Annotated in this window: 20 protein-coding genes; 11 read left to right on the top strand and 9 right to left on the bottom strand. The window is 60.6% G+C overall.

Features of this window, described 5'->3' with window-relative positions:
- Positions 1-1,032 carry a methionine synthase gene (locus GKN89_RS17300; RefSeq protein WP_025160207.1) on the top strand — a complete coding sequence of 344 codons (1,032 nt, stop codon included), beginning with the start codon at positions 1-3 and terminating at the stop codon, positions 1,030-1,032.
- Positions 1,033-1,204: 172 nt separating this feature from the next.
- Complete coding sequence (locus tag GKN89_RS17295; RefSeq protein WP_154747433.1) at positions 1,205-2,554, top strand: MFS transporter; 1,350 nt, start codon at positions 1,205-1,207, stop codon at positions 2,552-2,554.
- Positions 2,555-2,636: 82 nt separating this feature from the next.
- On the opposite strand, the gene mscS is transcribed toward GKN89_RS17295, so the two are convergent.
- Positions 2,637-3,503: a small-conductance mechanosensitive channel MscS gene (gene mscS / locus GKN89_RS17290; RefSeq protein WP_019455618.1), complete on the bottom strand. Its 867-nt coding sequence runs from the start codon at positions 3,501-3,503 to the stop codon at positions 2,637-2,639.
- A 205-nt stretch (positions 3,504-3,708) separates the two neighbouring features.
- Here mscS and GKN89_RS17285 point away from each other — a divergent pair, with 205 nt between their 5' ends.
- Positions 3,709-4,377, top strand: a complete 669-nt coding sequence (locus GKN89_RS17285) for a DUF1345 domain-containing protein (RefSeq protein ID WP_019455617.1) — start codon at positions 3,709-3,711, stop codon at positions 4,375-4,377.
- A gap of 56 nt (positions 4,378-4,433) precedes the next feature.
- Here GKN89_RS17285 and fbaA read toward each other — a convergent pair whose 3' ends face one another.
- From fbaA to GKN89_RS17265, 4 genes are all read right to left on the bottom strand, one after another.
- The gene (gene fbaA / locus GKN89_RS17280; RefSeq protein ID WP_019455616.1) at positions 4,434-5,513 is read right to left on the bottom strand and encodes a class II fructose-bisphosphate aldolase; all 1,080 of its coding nucleotides are present in this window, start codon (positions 5,511-5,513) and stop codon (positions 4,434-4,436) included.
- Between the two features lie 116 nt (positions 5,514-5,629).
- Positions 5,630-6,793 carry a phosphoglycerate kinase gene (gene pgk, locus GKN89_RS17275; protein WP_025160206.1) on the bottom strand — a complete coding sequence of 388 codons (1,164 nt, stop codon included), beginning with the start codon at positions 6,791-6,793 and terminating at the stop codon, positions 5,630-5,632.
- 70 nt (positions 6,794-6,863) lie between these two features.
- Positions 6,864-7,880: an erythrose-4-phosphate dehydrogenase gene (gene epd, locus GKN89_RS17270; protein ID WP_154747432.1), complete on the bottom strand. Its 1,017-nt coding sequence runs from the start codon at positions 7,878-7,880 to the stop codon at positions 6,864-6,866.
- A gap of 313 nt (positions 7,881-8,193) precedes the next feature.
- Entirely contained in the window at positions 8,194-9,153 is a 960-nt protein-coding gene (locus GKN89_RS17265) for a LysR substrate-binding domain-containing protein (RefSeq protein ID WP_303045840.1), read from the bottom strand.
- A gap of 82 nt (positions 9,154-9,235) precedes the next feature.
- On the opposite strand from GKN89_RS17265, the gene GKN89_RS17260 reads away from it, so the two are divergent.
- The 5 genes from GKN89_RS17260 (at position 9,236) to GKN89_RS17240 (ending at position 15,949) form a co-directional block, all read left to right on the top strand.
- On the top strand, positions 9,236-10,321 hold the full coding sequence (locus tag GKN89_RS17260) for a tartrate dehydrogenase (RefSeq protein ID WP_004931578.1): 1,086 nt from the start codon (positions 9,236-9,238) through the stop codon (positions 10,319-10,321).
- Between the two features lie 365 nt (positions 10,322-10,686).
- Positions 10,687-12,297, top strand: coding sequence for a BCCT family transporter (locus tag GKN89_RS17255; protein WP_063917986.1), 1,611 nt, complete (start codon positions 10,687-10,689; stop codon positions 12,295-12,297).
- A 25-nt stretch (positions 12,298-12,322) separates the two neighbouring features.
- Positions 12,323-13,447, top strand: coding sequence for an aromatic ring-hydroxylating dioxygenase subunit alpha (locus tag GKN89_RS17250; RefSeq protein WP_154747431.1), 1,125 nt, complete (start codon positions 12,323-12,325; stop codon positions 13,445-13,447).
- Positions 13,448-13,493: 46 nt separating this feature from the next.
- The gene (locus tag GKN89_RS17245) at positions 13,494-14,942 is read left to right on the top strand and encodes an NAD-dependent succinate-semialdehyde dehydrogenase (protein ID WP_370520223.1); all 1,449 of its coding nucleotides are present in this window, start codon (positions 13,494-13,496) and stop codon (positions 14,940-14,942) included.
- 41 nt (positions 14,943-14,983) lie between these two features.
- Entirely contained in the window at positions 14,984-15,949 is a 966-nt protein-coding gene (locus tag GKN89_RS17240; RefSeq protein ID WP_063917989.1) for a PDR/VanB family oxidoreductase, read from the top strand.
- A 30-nt stretch (positions 15,950-15,979) separates the two neighbouring features.
- Here the strand turns inward: GKN89_RS17240 and GKN89_RS17235 are convergent, their stop codons facing one another.
- The 4 genes from GKN89_RS17235 to GKN89_RS17220 form a co-directional block, all read right to left on the bottom strand.
- Positions 15,980-17,050 carry an ABC transporter ATP-binding protein gene (locus GKN89_RS17235; RefSeq protein ID WP_019455608.1) on the bottom strand — a complete coding sequence of 357 codons (1,071 nt, stop codon included), beginning with the start codon at positions 17,048-17,050 and terminating at the stop codon, positions 15,980-15,982.
- Positions 17,043-18,812 carry an iron ABC transporter permease gene (locus GKN89_RS17230; protein WP_019455607.1) on the bottom strand — a complete coding sequence of 590 codons (1,770 nt, stop codon included), beginning with the start codon at positions 18,810-18,812 and terminating at the stop codon, positions 17,043-17,045. The genes GKN89_RS17235 and GKN89_RS17230 overlap by 8 nt, the downstream gene beginning before the upstream one ends.
- Positions 18,813-18,890: 78 nt before the next feature.
- Positions 18,891-19,979, bottom strand: a complete 1,089-nt coding sequence (locus GKN89_RS17225; protein WP_025160204.1) for an ABC transporter substrate-binding protein — start codon at positions 19,977-19,979, stop codon at positions 18,891-18,893.
- 166 nt (positions 19,980-20,145) lie between these two features.
- Entirely contained in the window at positions 20,146-21,063 is a 918-nt protein-coding gene (locus GKN89_RS17220; protein WP_154747430.1) for a DMT family transporter, read from the bottom strand.
- Positions 21,064-21,356: 293 nt separating this feature from the next.
- Between GKN89_RS17220 and GKN89_RS17215 the strand changes: the two genes are divergently transcribed.
- The 3 genes from GKN89_RS17215 to brnQ all read left to right on the top strand — a co-directional run bounded on the left by GKN89_RS17215 (position 21,357) and on the right by brnQ (position 24,133).
- Positions 21,357-21,689 (top strand): tRNA-binding protein, encoded by a 333-nt coding sequence (locus tag GKN89_RS17215; protein WP_019455604.1) that lies wholly within the window; start codon positions 21,357-21,359, stop codon positions 21,687-21,689.
- 30 nt (positions 21,690-21,719) lie between these two features.
- Entirely contained in the window at positions 21,720-22,601 is an 882-nt protein-coding gene (locus GKN89_RS17210) for a 2OG-Fe dioxygenase family protein (RefSeq protein ID WP_019455603.1), read from the top strand.
- Positions 22,602-22,810: 209 nt separating this feature from the next.
- Positions 22,811-24,133, top strand: coding sequence for a branched-chain amino acid transport system II carrier protein (gene brnQ / locus GKN89_RS17205; RefSeq protein ID WP_019455602.1), 1,323 nt, complete (start codon positions 22,811-22,813; stop codon positions 24,131-24,133).
- The last annotated feature ends 38 nt before the right edge of the window (positions 24,134-24,171 follow it).

Below are 24,171 nucleotides of genomic sequence, written 5' to 3'. Positions count from 1 at the left end.
ATGAAAATATTGCTCCCTACATCGACCGCCGGCAGCTTGCCCAAACCTTCCTGGCTGGCCCAACCGGAAACCCTGTGGTCGCCCTGGAAATTGCAGAATGAAGAATTAATCGAAGGGAAACAGGACGCCCTGCGTTTATCGCTGGCGGAGCAACAGTTGGCCGGCATCGACATCGTCAGCGATGGCGAGCAAACGCGTCAGCATTTCGTCACGACGTTCATTGAGCACCTCAGCGGCGTCGATTTCGAGCAACGCCAGGTGGTGAAAATCCGTAATCGCTATGATGCAAGTGTTCCGACCGTGGTGGGTGCGGTCGAGCGTCAAAAGCCCGTTTTCGTTGAAGACGCCAAATTTTTACGCCAGCTGACCAAGCAGCCGATTAAATGGGCCCTGCCGGGGCCGATGACCATGATCGACACGCTCTATGACAACCACTATAAAAGCCGTGAAAAATTGGCCTGGGAATTCGCCAAGATCCTCAATCAGGAAGCCAAAGAGCTCGAGGCCGCCGGCGTCGACATCATTCAGTTTGATGAGCCCGCCTTTAATGTGTTCTTTGACGAAGTGAATGACTGGGGCATCGCCGCCCTGGAAAGGGCCATCGAAGGGCTGAAGTGCGAAACGGCGGTGCATATCTGCTATGGGTACGGCATTAAAGCCAATACCGACTGGAAGAAGACGCTGGGTTCAGAGTGGCGGCAATATGAAGAGGCGTTTCCTAAACTGCAAACGTCTAATATCGATATCATCTCGCTGGAATGCCATAACTCGCACGTGCCTATGGACCTGCTTGAACTGATCCGCGGTAAAAAGGTGATGGTCGGCGCCATTGACGTGGCGAATCATGCCGTCGAGACGCCTGAAGAAGTGGCCGCTACGTTGCGTAAGGCGCTGCAGTTTGTCGATGCCGACAAGCTCTATCCGTCGACCAACTGCGGCATGGCCCCTCTGCCTCGTCAGGTCGCCCGCGGCAAGCTGAATGCCTTAAGTGCAGGCGCCGAGATCGTGCGCCGGGAACTGTTGGCCAAATAACCTTGCCAAGCGCCCGCCACAGGTACCTCCTGCGGCGGGCGATGATCATCGACGCCCTCTCCCCGCAACGCCCCCCCTCTGGTGTATACTCGGGTTTCTACGCGATGCCAGCCACAGCGGCCTGAACGGCCCCTCAGCCAGCCCACAACAGCTTAATAACAGTGGAACCCTCATGAGCCCAGATACCGCTCGCATCAGCGAAATCATCGATCGCGCCAGGATCTCACCCTACCAAATCCTGATCCTGACCTTATGTTTCCTCATCGCCCTGCTGGACGGCTTCGATACCGCCATCATCGGCTATATCGCCCCGGCGCTGCGCGAAGAGTGGGATCTGCTGCCTGCGCAGCTCTCCCCCGCCTTCGGCGCAGGCCTGTTCGGCCTGCTGCTCGGCAGCCTGCTGTTCGGGCCGCTCGCCGACGCCATCGGCCGCAAGCGCGTGCTGCTCGTCGCGGTGCTGGTGTTTGGCGGCTGCACCCTGGCTTCGGCCTATACGCATTCGATCGAATCCCTGACCCTGCTGCGCTTCATCACCGGCATTGGCCTCGGGGGCGCGATACCGACCTGCATCACTCTCAGCTCGGAATACTCACCGGCGCGCCGGCGCATGTTGATGGTCACCCTGAGCTGGAGCGGCTTCACCGCCGGGTTGGCCCTGGGCGGCCTGCTGGCCGGGCAGATCATTCCGACGTTCGGCTGGCGCGGCCTGCTGCTGGTCGGCGGTATCGCGCCGTTGGCGCTGCTGCCGCTGCTGGCCTGGCAGATGCCCGAGTCGGTGCGCTTTATGGCCGCCAGCGCCAAACACGCCGATCGGCTGCGCCGGGTGGTCGAGCGCATCACCGGCCAGCGTTGGGCCGGTGTGACGATTGTCGATGACGAGCGCCCGGCGCAGGTCAAATCGCCGATATCACACCTGTTTATCGAAGGCCGCGCCGTGCGCACCCTGCTGCTATGGGCGGCGTTCTTCTGTTCACTGTTTGTGTTCTATCTGCTCACCAGCTGGCTGCCGACTCTCCTCAAAGACGCCGGTTACGACATCGTCCACGCCTCGCGCATCGGAGCCATGGTGCCGCTCGGCGGTACCCTGGGCGCCATCCTCATGGCGCTGCTGATGGACCGGATCGGGCCCTACCGCGTGCTGGCCGTCTCCTACCTGGGCGCCGCGCTGGTGATTGGCGCTACCGGCTACCTGATGGGCGACGCCTACACGCTGGCCGCCATTGTGTTCCTGATCGGCTTCGGCGTGGCCGGTGCACAGAACGGCCTGAATCTGGTTTCCGCCACCCTCTACCCAACCGCAGCCCGGGTGACCGGCGTCAGCTGGGCCATGGCCAATGGCCGCTTCGGCTCAATTGTCGGCTCGATGCTCGGCGCCTGGATGATGACCGCAGCCGGATCGCCGGAAGTGTTCTTCCTCTGGCTGGCGTTGCCGGCGCTGCTGGGCGCCGCCGCCATCTTCCTGCTTTATCGCCTCAGCCTGCGTCGCCGCGCGCCGCTCACCGAACCGGCGGCCGGCGTCTGAACTCGCGGAAAAGAAAAGGCCGAGATGCCATTGGCAGCGTCTCGGCCCGCAATAAAAAAGGGGGCCAAGGCCCCCTTCTCTGTTATTCCGCCTTGGCGGAAGCGTCTTCGGTGCGATACAGATGCACGTCCATCTGCGGGAACGGAATGCCGATGTTGTGGGCATCCAGCGCGCGCTTGAAGTTTTCCATCAGATCGAAGTACACGTTCCAGTATTCCGCGTTAGTGGTCCAGGAACGGGTCACGAAGTTCAGGGACGATGGCGCCATCTCGTTCAGACGCACGGTCACGCCTTTGGCGTGCATGATTCGCTTGTCGGCGGCGATCACGTCGCCCAGCACCTTCTTCACCACGTCGATATCGGCGTTGTAGGCCACGCCCACCACGATATCCACGCGGCGGTTCGGTTCGCGGGAGTAGTTGATGATGTTGCCGGCGATGATTTTACCGTTCGGCACCACGATGGTTTTGTTGTCGGAAGTCCGCAGGGTGGTGGAGAAAATCTGCACCTGATCGACGGTGCCGGCCACGCCGCCCAAATCGACATATTCACCCACACGCAGTGGACGGAAGATCACCAGCAGCACGCCGGCGGCGAAGTTGGACAGCGACCCTTGCAGCGCCAGACCGACGGCCAAACCGGCGGCACCCAGCACGGCGATCACCGAGGTGGTCTGCACGCCGACGCGCCCCAGCACCGCGATGAAGGTGAATGCCAGCACGCCGTAGCGCACGATCGCCGACAGGAAATCCGCCACCGTGGCGTCGATGCCGCGCAGCTTCATTACGCGGTTCAGCGCATTGCCGACCACGCGCGCCACGATCGAACCGATAATCAGGATAACGATGGCAGCGACGATATTCACCGCATACTGGATCAACAGATCCTGGTTCTTCACCAACCAGTCGCCGGCACCGTTGATGCCGTCTACTACATTCAAATCTTTCATTCGTGTCGTCCTAACTCAGTCCCTAACGGGAGAAACTCGCAAAAATACACTGGCCTCGATAGCCAGTAGGAAACCACCGCCTTAGGGTAACCAACATTAAAGGCTCATGCCAACCGTCAGCGTTAAAAATAGCCGAAACCGCGCGCCGCTTCTTCTATGCTGAGAACAGCGCGTTGGCCATTTCACGATAAGGGATCCGTTTTTCATGCACATTCGCTCTTCGCTCAAACACTATTGGCAAGTGCGGCCCAGGCTGCTGTTTTCCGTCGGCGCCGGGCTGCTGTGCTTTCTGCTGCTGCCAGCCCAGCTCTCGCTGCTGCAGCGCTTGATGATCGGCTGGAATACGCTGGCCTGGCTCTATTTGCTGTTTCTCTGGCGGCTGATGCTGATCAGCACGCCGCAGCACATTCGCCAGATAGCCCGGCGGCAAGACGAAAGCGCCAGCATGGTGCTGGCGCTGGTCAGCCTCGGTTGTCTGGTCAGCTTATTGGCGATCCTGTTTGAATTGAGCAGCGCCAAACAGGTGGCCGGCTCGCTGAAAACGCTGCATTTGCTGCTGACCGGCGCCACGCTGGTGGTCTCCTGGCTGTTGCTGCCGACCGCTTTCACCATGCACTATGCCCACCAGTTCTATCGTCAGGGCGCGCAGCAGAATCCTTTGCCGTTGCTGTTCCCCGGCAACCTCACCGAGCCGACCTACCTGGACTTCGCCTACTTCTCCTTCACCATTGCGGTGGCATCGCAAACCGCCGACGTGGCGGTCGGGGCGGCGGAGGTACGTAAGGTCACCCTGCTGCAGTCGGTGATCTCCTTCGCGTTCAACATGCTGATCCTGGGCCTGTCTATCAACGTCGGCGCCGGCCTGCTGGGCTGAAAACGAAAAAGGCTCCCCGCAGGGAGCCTTATACATCGTGCAACAGGTGCCGAAGATTACAGAACGTCTACCGCGTTCAGATCTTTGAAGGCCTGCTCCAGACGCGTCACCATGCTGGTCTGCGCTGCGCGCAGCCATACGCGTGGATCGTAGTATTTCTTGTTCGGCTGATCGGCGCCTTTCGGGTTGCCCAGCTGGCCCTGCAGGTAAGCTTCGTTCGCTTTGTAGTACTGCAGGATGCCGTCCCAGGTCGCCCATTGGGTATCGGTGTCGATGTTCATCTTGATCACGCCGTAGCCCACGGACTCTTTGATCTCTGCGTCGGTAGAACCGGAACCGCCGTGGAACACGAAGTTCAGGCTGTTGTGCGGCAGGTTGAATTTCTTGGACACGTAGTCCTGAGAATCACGCAGGATGGTCGGGGTCAGCTTGACGTTGCCTGGCTTGTACACGCCGTGCACGTTACCGAACGAAGCGGCGATGGTGAAGCGCGGGCTGATGGCGTTCAGTTTTTCGTACGCGTAAGCCACGTCTTCCGGCTGGGTGTACAGAGCGGAAGCGTCCATATGGCTGTTGTCCACGCCATCTTCTTCACCGCCGGTGCAGCCCAGTTCGATTTCCAGCGTCATGCCGATTTTAGCCATGCGCTTCAGGTATTCGCTGCAGATCTCGATGTTTTCTTCCAGCGACTCTTCAGACAGATCGATCATGTGGGAAGAGAACAGCGGTTTGCCGGTAGCGGCGAAGTGCTTCTCGCCGGCGTCCAGCAGGCCGTCCAGCCATGGCAGCAGTTTCTTCGCGCAGTGGTCGGTGTGCAGGATCACCGGCACGCCGTAGTGTTCAGCCATCTGGTGAACGTGGTGCGCGCCAGAGATAGCGCCCAGAATCGCTGCGCCCTGAGGCACATCGGTCTTCACGCCTTTGCCGGCGATAAACGCGGCGCCGCCGTTGGAGAACTGAACGATGACCGGTGCACGCACTTTAGCTGCGGCTTCCAGCACGGCGTTGATGGAGTCGGTACCCACGCAGTTTACCGCTGGCAGCGCAAAGTTGTTCTCTTTAGCAACTGCGAAGACTTTCTGAACGTCATCACCCGTGATGACACCCGGTTTTACGAAATCAAAAATTTTAGACATGTTACTTTGTCCTGTTTCGTCGGCCGTAGATGGATGTAAATCGATGTTTTCACGCCGCGCAGCCTGTGCCGCGCGGTATAAAACAAACGGGCGGCTTTCGCCTCCCGTTGTCTGAATTACTGCTTAGCGCGCTCTTCCAGCATCACGACTGCAGGCAGCGGTTTCCCTTCAACGAATTCCAGGAATGCGCCACCGCCGGTGGAGATGTAGGAAATTTTGTCAGCGATACCGAACAGATCGATGGCTGCCAGAGTGTCGCCGCCGCCAGCGATGGAGAAAGCGTCGCTATCGGCGATCGCGCGGGCGACAATTTCGGTGCCCTTACGGAAGTTAGGGAACTCGAATACGCCAACCGGGCCATTCCACAGAATGGTCTTGGCGTTCTTCAGGATAACGGCCAGACGCTCGGCAGAGACGTCGCCCATATCCAGAATTTGCTCGTTGTCCTGGATCTCGTTGGCCTGCTTCACGGTCGCGGTCGCGGTTTCGGAGAACTCGGTCGCGACGCGCACGTCGGTCGGAACCGGGATGTCGCAGGTTTCCAGCAGTTTCTGCGCGTTCGGGATCAGGTCAGGTTCGTACAGGGACTGGCCCACGTTGTTGCCCTGCGCCGCCACGAAGGTGTTGGCGATGCCGCCGCCGACGATCAGCTGATCGGCGATTTTGGACAGAGAATCCAGCACGGTCAGTTTGGTGGAGACTTTAGAACCGCCCACGATGGCGACCATCGGACGGGCCGGGTTGCCCAGAGCCTTGCCCAGCGCTTCCAGCTCGGCGGACAGCAGCGGGCCGGCACAGGCGACTGGCGCGAACTTGCCCACGCCGTGGGTGGAAGCCTGCGCGCGGTGCGCGGTACCGAACGCGTCCATCACGTACACGTCGCACAGCGCCGCGTATTTCTTGGACAGGGTTTCGTCGTCTTTCTTTTCGCCCTTGTTGAAGCGGACGTTTTCCAGCACCACCAGTTCGCCTTCGGCGACGTCGACGCCATCCAGATAATCCTTCGCCAGACGCACTGGGGATTTCAGGTGATCTTTCAGGTAGTTGACCACAGGCAGCAGGGAGAATTCTTCGTTGTACTCGCCTTCGGTAGGACGACCCAGGTGGGAGGTTACCATCACGCGGGCGCCTTGCTTCAGCGCAGCTTCGATAGTCGGCAGGGAAGCGCGGATACGCGCGTCGGAAGTCACTTTACCGTCTTTTACCGGCACGTTCAGATCGGAGCGGATCAGTACGCGTTTACCCGCCAGATCCAGATCGGTCATCTTAATTACAGACATGGTGAACCCTCTTTATTGAATCTCTATAAAATTGCCTGAGCAGCGCGCCAATCACGCCGGCGCCGCCGTACTAGAAACCGCTGGCGGCCATTGCCCGTGTTGTATCCAACATCCGATTGGCAAAGCCCCATTCATTGTCGCACCAGACCAAGGTCTTTATCAGGTGCTGCCCGCTGACCCGGGTCTGCGTACCGTCGACGATAGCGCTGTGCGGGTCATGGTTAAAATCGATCGAGACCAATGGTAATTCCGTGTAGTCAACTATACCACGAAATGATTCCCTTGCGGCCTTTTGCAACAGCTGGTTGACCTCCGCCACCTTTACCGCGGCGCTCACGCTGACGCTCAGATCGATAGCCGTCACGTTGATGGTCGGCACGCGTACCGAGATAGCCTCGAAGCGATCGCAAAACTGCGGGAAGATGCGGGTGATGCCCGCGGCCAGCTTGGTGTCGACCGGAATGATCGACTGGCTCGCCGCGCGGGTGCGCCGCAAATCCGCGTGATACGCGTCGATCACCGGCTGATCGTTCATCGCCGAGTGAATGGTAGTCACGGTGCCGGATTCGATGCTGTAAGCGTCGTCCAGCAGCTTGATCACCGGAATAATGCAGTTGGTGGTGCACGAAGCGTTGGACACGATGCGATGCTCCGCCTGCAGCGTCTGATGGTTGACGCCGAACACGATGGTGGCGTCCAGATCGTTGCCGCCCGGATGGGCGAACAGCACTTTCTTCGCCCCCGCCGCCAGATGGGCCTCGCCATCTGCCCGGCTGCCGTACACGCCGCTGCAGTCCAGCACCACATCGACGCCCAGCTCGCCCCAGGGCAACTGCTCCACCGCCGGCTGATGCAACAGGCGAATCGCGTCGTCCCCGACGCTCAGCGTGTCGCACTCTTGCCGCACATCCCAGGCGAAGCGGCCGTGGCTGGAGTCGTACTTCAGCAGATGGGCCATGCCCTCGGCGTTCGCCAGCTCGTTGATCGCCACCACGGAGATTTCCGCCCGTCGTCCCGATTCGTACAGTGCGCGCAATACGCTGCGGCCGATGCGGCCAAAGCCGTTTATCGCTATGCGGATGGTCATGCTGCTCCTGAAAAAGGGCCTTCCCCGCCGGGCTGATTCACCGGCGCCGGGCCGGCGCTGACTGGTTGTCTCACTAACCCGCATAGAGTAGTGGATCGCACCGCCCGCTGTGAATCTCCGCGTTTGCATTATTCCCGCGCTTCAGCGGCTTTTCGCCGCCGTCACATCGGCATTTCTGTCGAAGAGTGTCTCAACTGAAACGCTTCAGCTGAGCATAAACCAAAGTTTTGGCAAAAGGAACAGGAGCAACAGTTCCACAAGTAACGGAGGGGAGTTTTACGAGCATAAGATGATCTGGCGCACATTTTTGGCCTCAAGGCCGCGACGAATTTTCACCTGCCGCCCCCGTTTCGCCATAGTGCTCGCGGAAATAATCGCGCAAAAATTCGACCGTCACCCGCACTTTCGCCGACGTTGCCAGCCGGGACACGTATACCGCCCAGATGTTGGCCGGCTGATAGTACTCCGGCAGGATATGCACCAGCCGGCCGCTGTCGATGTTCTCTTTCACGTCCCAGGCGGAACGCAGCGCGACGCCCTGCCCGTCCAGGCACCACTGGTGCACGATTTCGCCGTGGTTCGACGCCAGCGCCCCCGTCACCTTTACCGTCTCTTCGCCGCCCGGCCCCTGCAGCCGCCACAGCCCGAACGGGTGGTCGCGCTCCTTGATCACCAGGCAGGCGCGGCCCGCCAGCTCCGCCGGGCTTTTCGGCACGCCGTGGCGCTGCAGGTACGCCGGCGAAGCGCACAGAATGCGCTGATTGTCCGCCAGCTTGCGCGCGATAAGATTAGGGGCGATATCGTCGCCGATGCGGATATCCAGATCGAATCCTTCGCTGATCAGATCCACCAGCCGATCGGACACGTCGAGTCGCAGTTCCAGCTGCGGATACTCCCTGGCCAGCGCCGATAGCGCCGGCGCCACGAAACGCCGGCCGAAGCCGAAGCTGCTGACCACGCGCAGCATGCCCTGCGGCGCCTGGCGCACTTCGGACAGTTCGTCCATCATCTGATCGACATCGTTGAGAATGCGCTGCGCCCATTCGTAGATGCGTTCGCCATCTTCGGTGATCGCCACCCGCCGCGTGGTGCGATGCAGCAACGAGACGTCCAGCGCCTTCTCCAACAGCGCGATGCGCTTGCTGATAAAGGCCGGCGAAACGCCCAGCTCTTCGGCGGCGGCGGCGAACCCGGCGCGGCGCGCCACCAGCACGAACACCCGCAGGTCACTCAGGATCGGCATATTATTCATGATTCGTGTTTTATGTTTCACCGTTTTCGCGATTGATTAACAGTTAGTCAATTATAGGATAACAGTGTTGTCAATCTCCCCTACCTACAAATGAGACCTCTGTATGAGCAAAACTTACAAGATTGCCGCTATCCCCGGGGACGGTATCGGACGGGAAGTGTTGCCGGAAGGCATACGGGTATTGCAGGCAGCGGCGGCGCGCTGGGATCTGTCGTTGGAATTCGACACCTTCGAGTGGGCCAGCTGCGACTACTACCAGCACCACGGCCAGATGATGCCGGACGATTGGTTTGAACAGCTCAAGGGCTTCGACGCCATCTATTTCGGCGCCGTCGGCTGGCCGGACACGGTGCCCGACCACATTTCGCTGTGGGGTTCACTGCTGAAATTTCGCCGCGACTTCGAGCAATACGTCAACCTGCGCCCGGTGCGGCTGTTTCCCGGCGTGCCCTGCCCGCTGGCGAACAAGCAGCCGGGCGACATCGATTTCTACGTGGTGCGCGAAAATACCGAAGGAGAATACTCCTCGCTCGGCGGGCGGATGTTCGAAGGCACCGAACGCGAAATGGTGATCCAGGAGTCGGTGTTCACCCGTCAGGGCGTCGACCGCATCCTGAAATACGCCTTTGAGTTGGCGCAGCAGCGCCCGCGCAAGCGTCTGACCGCCGCCACCAAGTCCAACGGTATGGCCATCAGCATGCCGTACTGGGATGAGCGCGTGGCGGAGATGGCGCGCCAATACCCTGATATTGCCTGGGATAAACAGCACATCGATATTCTGTGCGCGCGCTTCGTGCTGAACCCCGAACGCTTCGACGTGGTGGTGGCTTCCAACCTGTTCGGCGATATCCTGTCGGATCTCGGCCCGGCCTGTACCGGCACCATCGGCATCGCGCCGTCGGCCAACCTGAACCCGGAACGCAACTTCCCGTCGCTGTTCGAGCCGGTGCACGGTTCGGCGCCGGACATTTTCGGCAAGAACATCGCCAACCCGATCGCCATGATCTGGAGCGGTGCGATGATGCTGGACTTCCTCGGCGACGGCGATGCCCGCTACCGCCAGGCGCACGATGGCATCCTGCAGGCGATCGAACGCATCATCGCCGACGGGCCGCGCACGCCGGACATGCGCGGCGACGCCTCCACCCAGCAAGTCGGCCAGGCGATCGCCGCCCTGCTGCAACGCTAAACGCCGTTGATTTTCCCGCGCAGGGCGCTCTTTCGCGCCCTGCTTCGCCACGTCCGTTTTTCCGCTTCGATCGCCGCCGCAAATCCGCTGAAAACCACCGCAGAAAGCACGCCAATACCCCGGTCAAGATCACAACAAATTGTTTACATACTGTGTTTTATCCTTTTACAGATGCCCCAATTGTGGCCCTCCTGTAATTTGTGCACACTCGAAAATGTTAATGAAGAGTAAATATTCCCGGCGGCGTTCAGCCGGGGCGTTTGCTCCTCGCGGTGTAACAAAACAAAGGGTTCCAACCAATAAGGCCCGGGCGCCCCCCTACGCTTCGCGCACCGGCCCACCACCGATAACAGGAGTTCACTCCCATGCAGAGCACCCCTAAAAAGGATGTCACGCTCATCGCCATCAGCCTGTGCAGTATTGCGCTGATCGCCATTTGCCTGATGCTCTTTCCGGCTCAATCCGCGCTTATCGCCAACACCATTTTCAACGGCGTCACCCGGCTGTTCGGTTCAACCATTCAAATCCTGGTGCTGATCGCCCTGCTGGTGGTGCTGTATCTGGCGTTGAGCAAATACGGCAACATCCGCCTCGGCGAAGGCAAACCGCAATACTCCACGCTGGCCTGGCTGTTCATGTTCATCTGCGCTGGCCTCGGCTCGTCCACCCTGTATTGGGGGGTGATGGAGTGGGCGTATTATTACCAGACGCCGGGGCTGAACATCGCGCCGCGCACCCCAAAGGCGCTGGAATACAGCATCAGCTACTCCTTCTTCCACTGGGGCCTGAGCGCCTGGGCGACCTATGCCCTCGCTTCGCTGATCATGGCCTACCACTTCCACGTGCGTAAGAACAAAGGGCTCAGCCTGTCGGGGATCATTTCCGCCATCACCGGCGTGCGCGCCAACGGCCCGATCGGGCGGATGGTGGATCTGATTTTCCTGGTCGCCACCGTCGGCGCCCTCACCATTTCGCTGGTGCTGACCGCCTCCACCTTTACCCGCGGGCTGACGGCGTTGACCGGCATCCCGGATAACTTCACGGTACAGGCAACGGTGATCCTGCTGGCGGCGGTGATCTTCTGTCTCAGCTCCTACATCGGCATCGACGGCGGTATGCAGCGCCTGAGCAAAATGGTCGGCTGGGGCGCCTTCGCCTTCGCCGGGCTGGTGCTGCTGGTCGGCCCGACCGAGTTCACCATCAACAACACCATCAACGCCATCGGCCTGACGGCGCAAAACTTCCTGCAGATGAGCCTGTTCACCGACCCGATGGGCGACGGCAGCTTCAGCCGCAGCTGGACGGTGTTCTACTGGCTGTGGTGGATCTCCTATACCCCGGGCGTGGCGATGTTCGTCACCCGCGTCTCGCGCGGCCGCAAGATTAAAGAGGTGATCTGGGCGCTGCTGCTCGGCAGCACCCTCGGCTGCTGGTTCTTCTTCGGCTCGCTGGAAAGTTACGCCATGCACCAGTTCATCAGCGGGCAGCTCAACGTGCCGGAGATCCTCAGCACCCAGGGCGGCGAAACCGCCGTGCAGATGCTGCTGACGGCGCTGCCGCTCGGCAAGCTGTTCCTGGCCGCCTATCTGTTCATCATGATCATTTTCCTGGCCTCCCATATGGACGCCGTGGCCTACACCATGGCCGCCACCAGCACCCGCAACCTGCAGGAAGGGCAAGATCCCAGCCCGATGCTGCGCCTGTTCTGGTGCGTGGTGATCACCCTGATCCCGCTGTCGATCCTGTTCACCGGCGCTTCGCTGGACACCATGAAAACCACGGTGATCCTGACCGCACTGCCGTTCCTGCTGGTGCTGCTGGTGAAAACCTACGGCTTCGCCCGCTGGCTGAAGCAGGACTACGCGGCCATTCCGGCGCACCTGATCGAAAGCAGCCCGCCGGCGCTGCCCGAGGCGCCGCCGGCCGCCGAACTCTCCGCTCCATCGTCGTATCAACCGCGCCCTATGGCGAAATGACAATAAGAAAGAGGAAGGTTAACTTATGAGCACTCTGATCCCTGAATTTACCTTACCGAAAGATTTCTGCGCCGACGCCCGCGAGGCTTACACCATTCCGGCCCGTTTCTATACCCACCAGGCGGCGTTCGAGCACGAAAAAGAGCAGGTGTTCACCACCAGCTGGATCTGCGTGGCGCACCGCAGCGAGCTCGCCAAACCGAACGACTACATTACCCGCGAGATCATCGGCGAAAACATTCTGGTGGTGCGCGGCCGCGACAAAGTGCTGCGCGCCTTTTACAACGTCTGCCCGCACCGCGGCCACCAGCTGTTGGCGGGTGACGGCCGGGCGAAAAACGTCATCACCTGCCCTTACCACGCCTGGGCGTTCAAGCTGGACGGCGAGCTGGCGCACGCGCGCAACTGTGAAAACGTGCAGAACTTCGATAAAGAAAACTCGCACCTGATGCCGGTGCGGGTCGAAGAATACGCCGGGTTTATCTACGTCAATCTGGACTCGCAGGCCGGCACGGTAGAAGACCAGCTGCCGGGCCTCGGCGCCAAAGTGCGCGAAGCCTGCCCGCAGGTCGACGATCTCAAGCTGGCGGCGCGCTTCGTCACCCGCACCCCGGCCAACTGGAAGAACATCGTCGACAACTACCTCGAGTGCTACCACTGTGGCCCGGCACACCCCGGCTTCGCCGACTCGGTGCAGGTCGATCGCTACTGGCACACCCTGCACGGCAACTGGACGCTGCAGTTCGGCTACGCCCGCCCTTCAGAGCAGTCGTTCAAGTTTGAAGAGGGCAAAGAAGCCAGCTTCCACGGCATCTGGCTGTGGCCGTGCACCATGTTCAACATGCCGCCGCTGGAAGGCATGATGACGGTGATTTACGAATTCCCGGTCGATGCGGAAACCACCCTGCAGCACTACGACATCTACTTTACCAACGCCGAGTTGAGCGAGGAGCAGCTCAAGCTGATCGACTGGTACCGCGACGTGTTCCGCCCGGAAGACCTGCGGCTGGTGGAGAGCGTGCAAAAAGGCCTCAAATCGCGCGGCTATCGCGGGCAGGGGCGCATCATGGCCGACGGCGCCGGCAGCGGCGTCAGCGAACACGGCATCGCCCACTTCCACAATCTGCTGGCGCAGGTTTATCAACCCTGATGCGACGGGGCCCACGGGCCCCTTTCCCTGACTTGTGAGGTTCTTTGTGAATATTTCCGATCGGGCGCTACTGCGTCAACAGGCCTACATCAACGGCCAGTGGCGCGACGCCGACAACCAGGAAACGCTGCCGGTGAGCGATCCTGCCACCGGCCAACTCATCGGCAGCGTGCCCAATATGGCGACGGCCGAAACCCAACGGGCGATCGACGCCGCTCAGCAAGCGCTGGAAGGCTGGCGCGCGCTGCCGGCGCAACAGCGCGCCCAGCTGCTGCGCCGCTGGTTCGAACTGATGTTGGAACACCAGCAGGATCTGGCCAGCCTGATGACGCTGGAACAAGGCAAACCGCTGGCGGAGTCGCTGGGCGAGATCCGCTACGCCGCTTCCTTTATCGAATGGTTCGCCGAACAGGCCAAGCGCACCAACGGCAACATCATTCCTTCGCCGAGCAGCGACAAACGCCTGATGGTGCTGAAGCAAGGCATCGGCGTGTGCGCGGCGATCACGCCGTGGAACTTCCCGGCGGCGATGATCTCCCGCAAGGCCGCGCCGGCGCTGGCGGCCGGTTGTACGCTGGTGGTCAAACCCGCCAACGAGACCCCTTACTCGGCGCTGGCGATGGCCGAGTTGGCCGAGCGCGCCGGCATTCCCGCCGGGGTGTTCAACGTGGTGACCGGCAACTCGCAGGCGATCGGCGCCGAGCTGACCCGCCACCCGCAGGTGCGCAAACTCAGCTTTACCGGTTCCACGCCGGTGGGCAGGCTGCTGATGCGCCAGAGCTCGGACACCATCAAGAAGGTATCGCTGGAACTGGGCGGCAACGCGCCGTTCATCGTGTTTGACGATGCGGACATCGATGCCGCGGTGGAAGGCGCGCTGATCGCCAAATACCGCAACGCCGGGCAGACCTGCGTGTGCGTCAACCGGTTCTACATACAACGCGGCGTTTACACCCAGTTCGCCGAAAAATTTGTCGCCCGGGTAGCGGCGCTGCAGGTCGGCAACGGCTTCGAACCGGGCGTGCAAATAGGCCCGCTGATCAACCGCAAGGCGCGCGACAAGGTGCTGGAGCTACTCGATGATGCGCTGAGCAAAGGCGCCCAGGTGCTGACCGGCGCCACGCCGCACGCGCTGGGCGGCAACTTCTTCACCCCGACGGTGCTGGGCGACGTGCAGCCCGGCTCACTGCTGCTGGAAGAAGAGATCTTCGGCCCGGTCGCGCCGCTGGTGGTGTTCGATGACGAGGCCGAGGCGATTCGCCAGGCCAACGATACCATCTACGGCTTGGCCGCCTACTTCTACACCCGCGATGCGGCGCGCATCTGGCGCGTTTCGGAACGGCTGGAGTACGGCATGGTCGGCATCAATACCGGGCTTATCTCCAACGAAGTGGCGCCTTTCGGCGGGGTGAAACAGTCGGGCCTGGGGCGCGAAGGCTCCGAATACGGCATCGAAGACTATCTGGAGCTCAAATACCTGTGCCAGGCGGTATAACTTTTTCATGCGCGGGGACGCCCGCGCTTTGGAGCCAATGAATGACCAGCTATCAGATGCTTGATGTTCGCGTCGTCGACATCGAAACCGTCACCGCACAGGTCAAGCGCTTTACCCTGGCGGATCCCCAAGGCCGGCCGTTGCCCGCCTTCAGCGGCGGCAGCCACATCATCGTGCAGATGCAGGACGGCGAGCGGCGCTACAGCAACGCCTATTCGCTGCTCAGCTCGCCGTTCGAGCTCGAACATTATCAGATTGCCGTCCGACGCGAATCCCCTTCCAAAGGCGGTTCCGACTTCATGCACGACCGCCTCGCAGTCGGCGATGCGCTGACCATCAGCACCCCGAATAACCTGTTCGCGCTGGCGCCGGAGGCGCAGCATCACGTGCTGATCGCCGGCGGCATCGGCATCACGCCGTTTATGGCCCATCTGCACGAGCTGCAGCGCAGTGGGCAACGCTATCATCTGCACTATTGTTTCCACAGCGAGGAACACAACGCCTTTCAGCAACAGCTGATGCAAGCGCCATTCGCCGACCACGTCAGTTGCCATGTCTCCAGCCTTAACGGCCGGTTGGATCTGGCGCGCACGCTGGCCGACGTGGAACCCGGCGCTCATATTTACGTCTGCGGCCCAGCGGCGCTGAACGAAGCGGTTTACCAGATCGCCGCCGAACTGGGCATTAACCCGGCGCGTTTACACAGCGAGGCCTTTGCCGCCGAAAACACGGCGGGCGGCGCCTTTACGCTGGTGCTGGCTCGCTCGGGCGTTGAGCTTGAAGTGGCGGAAGACATGACCATCCTGCAGGCGCTGGAAAACAGCAAGGCGGCCAAGGTTGAGTGCCTGTGCCGCGAAGGCATTTGCGGCACCTGTGAAACCCGCATCGTCGAAGGGGAAGCCGATCACCGCGATCAGTATCTCAGTGACGAAGAGCGCGCAGCGCAGCAAACCCTGTTGATCTGCTGCTCACGCGCCAAAGGCAGCCGGCTGGTGCTGGATCTGTAAACGAAGCGCCCGCATCAGCGGGCGTCCTGATTAGGCTTTCGGGAATATCCACAGATGCTCGGCCGGCAGGGAGAGCCGGCACAGCGCCTGCTCGCGCGCCTCGTGGCCGTAGGCGCGCACCACGAAATCTTCGGCCACGGTGCGGAACAGGTATTCCCAGCGATCGCCGAGATACATGCTGGTCAGCAACGGCAGCTCAAGCTGGTTGCCCTGCGGATCTTCGCCCAACCGCACGCGCTCCACGCGGATCACCGCCGTCCCCTCTTGGCCAACCTGCACGCCTGCGCCCGCTTTGCCCCACAGCGCCCAATCCTTGCCTTCGATACGCGCCCGATCGCCTTCCAGCGCCACGATCTTGCCCGGCAAGCGGTTGTTGCTGCCCATGAACTCGGCGGTGAACAGCGTAGTGGGCGAGCCGTACATCTCCTGCGGCGTGCCCTGCTGCTCGATTTTGCCGTTATTGAGCAGCAGGATGCGATCGGAGATGGCCATCGCCTCGTTTTGATCGTGAGTCACCATCAGGGCCGACAGACCCAGTTTGATGATCAGTTCACGCAGGAATACCCGCGCCTCTTCACGCAGCTTGGCGTCGAGGTTGGACAGCGGCTCATCCAGCAGGATCACCGGTGGGTTGTAGACCAGTGCGCGGCCGATCGCCACGCGCTGCTGCTGGCCGCCGGAAAGCTGGTGCGGGTGGCGCTTGGCTAAATGCCCCAGCCCGAGCTGATCCAGCACCGCCTGTACCCGCTGGGCGATCTCCGCCGAGCCGGTCTTACGCAGCTTCAGCGGGTAAGCGACGTTCTCAAACACCGTTTTATGCGGCCACAGGGCGTAGGACTGAAACACCAGCCCCAGATTGCGCTCTTCGGCGGGAATTTCGCTGCGCGCGCTGCCGTTGTACACCGCGCTGTTGCCGATGACGATCCGTCCCTGGCTCGGTTTCTCCAGCCCGGCCACCGCCCGCAGCAGCGTGGTTTTGCCGCTGCCCGACGGGCCCAGCAACGAGACCACTTCGCCCCGTTTGAGATCCATCGACACCCCTTTCAGCACCGGGTTGTCGCCATAGGTCAAATGCAGATTCTCTACCGAAAGTTCAATCATGTAATTTCACTCCAAAGCGCAAGGCGATCCCTAACCCCAGCACCACCAGCAGAATATTGATGAACGACAGCGCGGCGACGATATCGATAGCGCCCGCGGCCCACAGGGAAACCAGCATCGAGCCGATGGTTTCCGTGCCCGGAGACAGCAGATACACCCCGGTGGAATATTCGCGTTCAAAGATCAGGAACATCAGCAGCCAGGAGCCGATCAGGCCGTAGCGCGACAGCGGAATGGTCACGTGGCGGGTGATCTGGCCGCGGCTGGCGCCGGCGCTGCGCGCCGCCTCCTCCAGCTCCGGCCCCACCTGCAGCAGCGTGGAAGAGATCAGCCTCAACCCATAGGCCATCCACACCACGGTGTACGCCAGCCAGACGCTGAAGATGGTGCTGCGCAGCGAACGCAGCCAGACAATCCCGTTCTCACGCAGCCACTCGGCCATCGGCAGCGCCGACAGCCACCCTTCCTTGAGCGATTTGTCCAGCCACATCGGCAGGAACAGAAACACCCACAGGAACGCCAGACCGGCCAACAGCCCCGGCACCGCGCGCGGCACCAGCACGCTGTAGTCGAGGAAGCGCGTGGCGCCATCCGGCTTGCGGTGCATGGCGATGCCGATAAACAGGTAACACGCCACCGCCAGCGCCCCGCCGATCACCCCGATCGCCATCGAGTTGACGATGGCGCGCAGCAGGTTGGGCTGCGCCCAGATGGTGCGGAAGGTGTTGATCGACAGTTCGTCCCAGACAGACACGCCCACGCCCCAGTTGGAGATAAAGGCCCGCAGCACCACGCCGATCAGCGGCACGCCGATGGTGATGGTCAGCCAGAACACCACCACCGCACCGGCCACCCAGCGCCATTTGCCGAGCGGCAATGCGCGAGCCTGCGAGGCTTTGCCCTTGACGGTGACGAAGCGGTTGGCGGTGCGCATCAGCCGGCGCTGCAGCATCACCAGCGGAATGGTGATGCAGATCAGCACCACCGCTACCGCCGCCATCAGATGGTAAGACGGCGTGCCCAGCTTGTTGGTCAATTGGTACAGGTAGGTCGCCAGCACCAGGTTGCCTTCCGGATCGCCCAGCACCAGCATCAGGCCGAACACTTCCAGCCCGAGGAAGAACAGCAGCACCCCGGCGTACAGGATAGACGGCCGCACCATCGGCAGGCTGACGGCGGTCATCACCTGCAGCGGTGTAGCGCCGGCGGTGCGCGCCGCTTCTTCAACGTCAGAACCCACGCTGCGCAGCGCCGAGGAGATGTACAGGTAGGCGTGGGGCACGTGCGTTAACCCGGCGATCACCACAATGCTGGCCATCGAATAGATGTTCCACGGCACGAAGCCCAACAACGCCTCCGCCCACAGTGAGAAGAAGCCCACCGGCCCCGCCGCCACCACATAGCCGAAGCCCAGCACCATCGGCGACACGAAGATCGGCACCAGAATCAGCGGTTCGATGATCCGCCGCCCCGGCAGATCGGTGCGCACCATCAGGAAGGCCAAAATGCCGCCGAGCGGGATGGCGATGATCACCAGACCGAATGCCAGAATAAAGCCGCTTCTCAGCGCCTTGTAGAAATCCGGATCGGTAAAGATGAACTCGAAGGCCTCCAGGCTGAAGACCTTGGAAGGGGAGAAAAACGGAGCCGAGAGGAAGCTTTGAATGATGATAAACGACAGGGGGACATAGATAACCAGCGCGGTTATCAACACCACCAGGCCGCGCGGCAGGCTCTGCCACTTTCTGCGCCATGCTTGCATAAATGCTCCCTATGGTTGTAAACGACGACCAAAGGGCGCGCGCCGGTGCGACAGGCGCGCGTCCGAATGCAGTCCCTGTTATTTCGCCGCCGCGGCGCGCCATTGTTTGATGTAGTCGAGACGCTTGGCCGGCTGCAGATATTCCAGCAGGCTGTCGTCGACCGGAATCGGCTTGAGCGCATTGCCCAGTAGCTTGGTCATGCCGTCGATGTCGTTCTTGCCTTCGATATCGTTGCGGATCGAGGGAATGTCAGCCTGGTTGGCGAGGATATTTTGCCCTTTTTCCGACAGCACGTAGTCGAACCACAGCTTGGCGGCGTTAGGGTTGCCGGCCTCTTTGCTGATGAAGCTCACGCGCGACAGCACCAGGGTGTAGTCTTTCGGATAGACGATGCCAAGCGACGGATCGCTCTTGGCGCGCGCCTCGGCGTACGAGCCAAGGATATTGAAACCGATCAGGTTTTCACCGGAAGAGACGCGCTCCATCATGGTGCCGGTGGAGGATTGCACCGCCAGCCCGCCCTTGGCCACGTCAGCCAGCGTTTTGAAGTAGTTGGGATCGGCCTTGAAGTCCTGCACCGACAGCATGAAGCCGACGCCGGATTTTTCGATGTCGTAAGTGGTGACTTTCTTCTTGAATTTGTCCGTCTGGCCGGCGATCAGCTTGGCCAGCGCCGCATGCGAATCCGGCACATCCCCTTGCGGGATCAGGCGTTTGTTATAGATAAACACCACCGGCTCATAGGTCGTGCCATACACTTTCTCTTGCCATACCGCCCATTTCGGCAGTTGAGCCTGCTCGGGGGAGGCGTATTCCTGCGCGTAATCGCCCGCCAGTTTCAAAATGGTGTCCATCGACGAGCTCCACACCACGTCGCCGCTGGTGCCGCCGGCCGCCTGCTCGCTGATAAAGCGGTTATATAGCTCGGTGCTGTTCATGTCGTTGTATTCGACCTTGATGCCCGGATACAACGCCTCAAACCCCTGGATCAATGGCGCTGCCGCCTTGGTGTCGGTGGTCGAGTAAATCACCACCTTGCCTTCTTTCTTCGCGCCGTCGACCAGCTTCTGATAGTCGGCGGGGTAACCCGCCGGGAAGGCCGCATAGGCGGAAACGGAACCCAGTAAGGTGATTGCAGCCACGGTAGCGCTGATTCTTTTCATCATCATCCATCCCCTGATAACATTTAACAAACCAAAAATTAACATATAGTTAATAAGCACGACGAGGCAACGGCGTTGCTTTGTTATCTTTCGGTTTTGTGAGGTTGGACGATTTTCAAACAATGAAAAAGCCCGACAGCGCGGGCTTTGCGGTACTGACTGTCGCAGACTATTCTGCCAGGCGAGAGCGCCGCAGCAGGCGAATTCGCTGTACGATGGCGACCCCCAGCAGCGTCAGGACGAAACCCGCCAACTGCACCAGCGACAGCGACTCGCCAAACAGCGCGTAAGCCTGCAGCGCCGCCGCCGGCGGTACCAGCAGCATCAGCGCGGTAATGCGAGTCAAATCGCCGTGGCGCACCATCCAGATGAACAGCGCGGTGCCGCCCAGCGACAAGACGCCGGCCGACCACAGCAGCGAGAACCACAGCGTTGGCGAATTATCCCAGGCACCGGAGCCCATCACGGCCGCCAATACGCCGGTCACGATCGCCGCGCCGAGATGCTGAATAGCGCCCGCCGCCCGCAGATCGGCCGCCGCCAGCGAAGACTTCTGCACCATGATGCCGATCGTCAGCGCAACGATGCTGCCAAAGCCCATCAGGATCGGCAGCAGCGCCATATTGCCGACGTCGATGCCGGTCAGCCGGGGGGAAAGCACCAGCGCAACGCCGATAAAACCGACGGCTAACCCGGCCCAGGAGCGCAATCCTATCGGTTTGCGCAGCACCAGCGCGAAAATCAGCGCGGTGAACAGCGGCTGCAAGCCGCCGATCAGCGACATCACACCAGCCGCCAGGCCGTTCGCCACCGCCCACCAGCTTGCGGCGAGGTAAACGCCGTTCATCAGCATGCCGGTCAGCAAGTGCATGACGAACTGGCGCCCCTTGGGCCAGGCGCAATGCAGCGCCAGCAGAGCGAATACCGCCGCGGCGATCAAAAAGCGAAAGGTCAGGAACAGTTTGGGATCGGCATGATCCGCCACCGCCCGCGCGGCGATAAATCCCGTCGACCAAATTAATATCAGGAAAAACGGCGCGATAAATGCCTGACGCCGATCGCGTTTTGCATTGTGGGTTATTTCCATGTCACTACCTGAACAAATGCGATTGATGAATTACTGCCAAGCATACTAACCAATTTAACACTGTCTTAACAGCGTTGGCGCAGCGCTCATACCAACGTACTCGCCCTAATCATCCGAAAATAAGGAGGTTTCAATTTTATATAATTTACAAAGCTTATAATTAACCCCGTCAGGTTACATAAATGTAAATTAATTACTACATCCGACGAGGAATATCTCTCCATTAGCCACATTGCCGGGATAATTTCCCTTTGCTAGCCTTCCTGAAGCCACTTAATTAACCGGACTGTCCCATGGCCGAAATCACTGATTTTATGAAGCTGGATATGCGTATCGGCGAAATTATTTCCGTGGAATATAACGACAAGGCGTTAAAGCCCGCCTATAAACTGCGTATTGATTTCGGTGAGGAAATTGGCATTAAAAACAGCTCGGCGCAATTATGCGAGAACTATAAGGAAGATGAACTGCTCGGCAGAAAAGTCATCTCCGTCGTTAATTTCCCCGCCAGACGGGTTGCCGGATTTAAATCCGAAGTGTTGGTACTTGCCGCGGTCACCAGGGATCAAGGCACTGTCTTGCTGAAACCCGATTTCGATGTCGAAATCGGCAGCAAGATTTCATAACCGCCACATCATTCGTGAGGCAACCGAGAAATGCGACAGTTATCCCTGCTTGATGAAGTTAAGAAGGCCTACCAGGAACACCGCTCAGCCTTTATCCCCGGCGACACCATGCAAGAGATTCTGCTGGAACTGGGCGCACGGCCGGAAGATTTCGCCAAGCTGCAGCAGGTCAGCGGCAATCTGGCGGACGATCCTACATTGCCTTTCCGCAAGTCCAGAAACGGCCGCTTCTGTTTCGACTTCGATCGCGCCCAAATCGAACGGCTGGAGTTCCAGCCGTTCGTGCTTTCCGTCGAGGAAGACTTCATCCGCTACGATTCTGGCCAGGTTCGCCATTTTCGCGGCATCAACGACGATCTGCAGCTGAATACGGTCTTTCAGGCGCTGATGAAATTCAAAGCCTATGTGATCGACGGCGTAAGCGTGACGCCTCGCGCCCGGCTTAATCAGGATATCAATAAGTTCGTCTGCACCGTATTCAACCTGCGCACCGTCACCACGCCGCATATGCTGGGCGAACCGGCGCTGGAGGGCGTGCACAGCGACGGCGTCGACCACACCATGACGACTTTCCTCGGCTGCGACAACATGACCGCCGACAGCGCCAAGACTTTTATTCACGATATGCGCGAAACCAGCGGCATCAAATTCGATCAGGCCCGGCGAGAGCTGATTCTGGGAGAAATACAGCACCGGCATTTCCTCGACACCCTGCTGATCGTCGACCACGAGCGCAAACACAGCCTCTCGCCGGTGGAAGCGCAGGACAAGCGTAAAGATTCGACCCGCGACATGCTGATCTTCTTCACCCGCAAACCGGTCGAAGACGGCCACGTTTCTTTCGCCTACGACTCTTTCAAACCGCATATCGAAATCCCGCTGTCGATAGACATGGTGGCGCGCGCAAGCTGACGCAACGCCCGCAGCGCCTTGCCGGCCGCCGTTATTCATCATGGGCGGCCGGTTCACGCCAGGATAAACGGCGCTGCATTAATCAGGTTTTTATCGCCGAATTATTATATCCTGCCGGACGAAAATTTTTGCGGGCGCTCGCTGCCCTACGCGCCTGTCCTCTGCAGCCAGGCCGTTTATTTCATGAATACAGGCAGTGCCATACCGTTATGACCAAGAAATTATCCTCGAAAGACATTATCGCCCTGGGCTTTATGACCTTCGCCCTGTTTGTCGGCGCCGGCAACATCATTTTCCCACCGCTGGTGGGACTGCAGTCCGGTGAGCATCTGTGGTCGGCCGCCCTCGGCTTTATGGTGACCGCCGTCGCTCTGCCGGTGATCGCCGTGATCGCGCTGGCGCGCGTCGGCGGCAGCATCAGCCTGCTGACCGGCCCGATCGGCCGCCGCGCCGGCCTGCTGCTGGCGACCGTCTGCTACCTGGCGCTTGGCCCGCTGTTCGCTACGCCACGAACCGCCAATGTCTCTTTCGCTCTCGGCATCGCGCCTTTCACCGGCGACGGCGCCCTGCCGCAGTTCATCTATAGCCTGCTGTTCTTTACCCTGGCGATGATCGTCTCGCTGTATCCCGGTCGCCTGCTCGATAACGTCGGTCATATTCTGGCACCGCTGAAAATTCTGGCGCTGGCTGCGCTCGGCATCGCCGCCCTGATCTGGCCCGCCGGCGCGCCGCTCTCCGCCGTCGGCAGCTATCAGGCATCGGCATTTTCCACCGGCTTCGTACAGGGTTATCAAACCATGGATACGCTGTCGGCGTTGATGTTCGGCTCCATTATCGTCACCGCCGCCCGTTCACGCGGCGTCAGCGACAGCGGCCTGCTGCTGCGTTATACCCTGTGGGCTAGCCTGATCGCCGGTGTCGGCCTGACGCTGGTCTATATCTGCATGTTCAAGCTCGGCGCCGGCAGCGGCAGCCTGGTCGGGAGCGGCGCTCAGGATGGCGCAGCGATCCTGCACGCCTATGTGCAGCACACCTTCGGCGATCTGGGCAGCGTCTTTATGGCGGTGCTGATGTTCATCGCTTGCCTGGTGACGGCGGTCGGCATGACCTGCGCCTGCGCGGACTTCTTCTCCCGCTACCTGCCGCTTTCTTATCGCACGCTGGTGGTCCTGCTCGCCCTCTTCGCCATGCTGGTTTCCAACATGGGGCTGACCAATCTGATCCGCGTCTCGCTGCCGGTGTTGACGGCGATCTACCCGCCCTGCATCGCGCTGGTGTTGCTCAGCTTCAGCCAGAACCGCTGGCGCAGCGCCAAACGCGTCTTCGTGCCGGTGATCGCCACCAGCCTGGCGTTCGGCCTGGCCGACGGTCTGAATTCCTCCAGCTTCAGCGGCCTGCTGCCCGCCTGGTTCGACACGCTGCCGCTGGCCGAACAGGGCCTGGTCTGGCTGCAGCCGACGCTGTTGGTGCTGTTGCTGGCGGCGGCTTATGACCGGTTGCGCAGCGCCGAAAGCGCCAACGCCGCGTCGTAAGCGCAGGTTTCGTCCATAAAAAAAGCCGGTCATGATGA

The organism is Serratia sp. YC16 (genome assembly GCF_009707615.1).
Classification (GTDB): domain Bacteria; phylum Pseudomonadota; class Gammaproteobacteria; order Enterobacterales; family Enterobacteriaceae; genus Serratia; species Serratia surfactantfaciens.
Note: the sequence above shows the minus strand (reverse complement) of the source record. Positions and strands in the feature narration are given on the sequence as shown.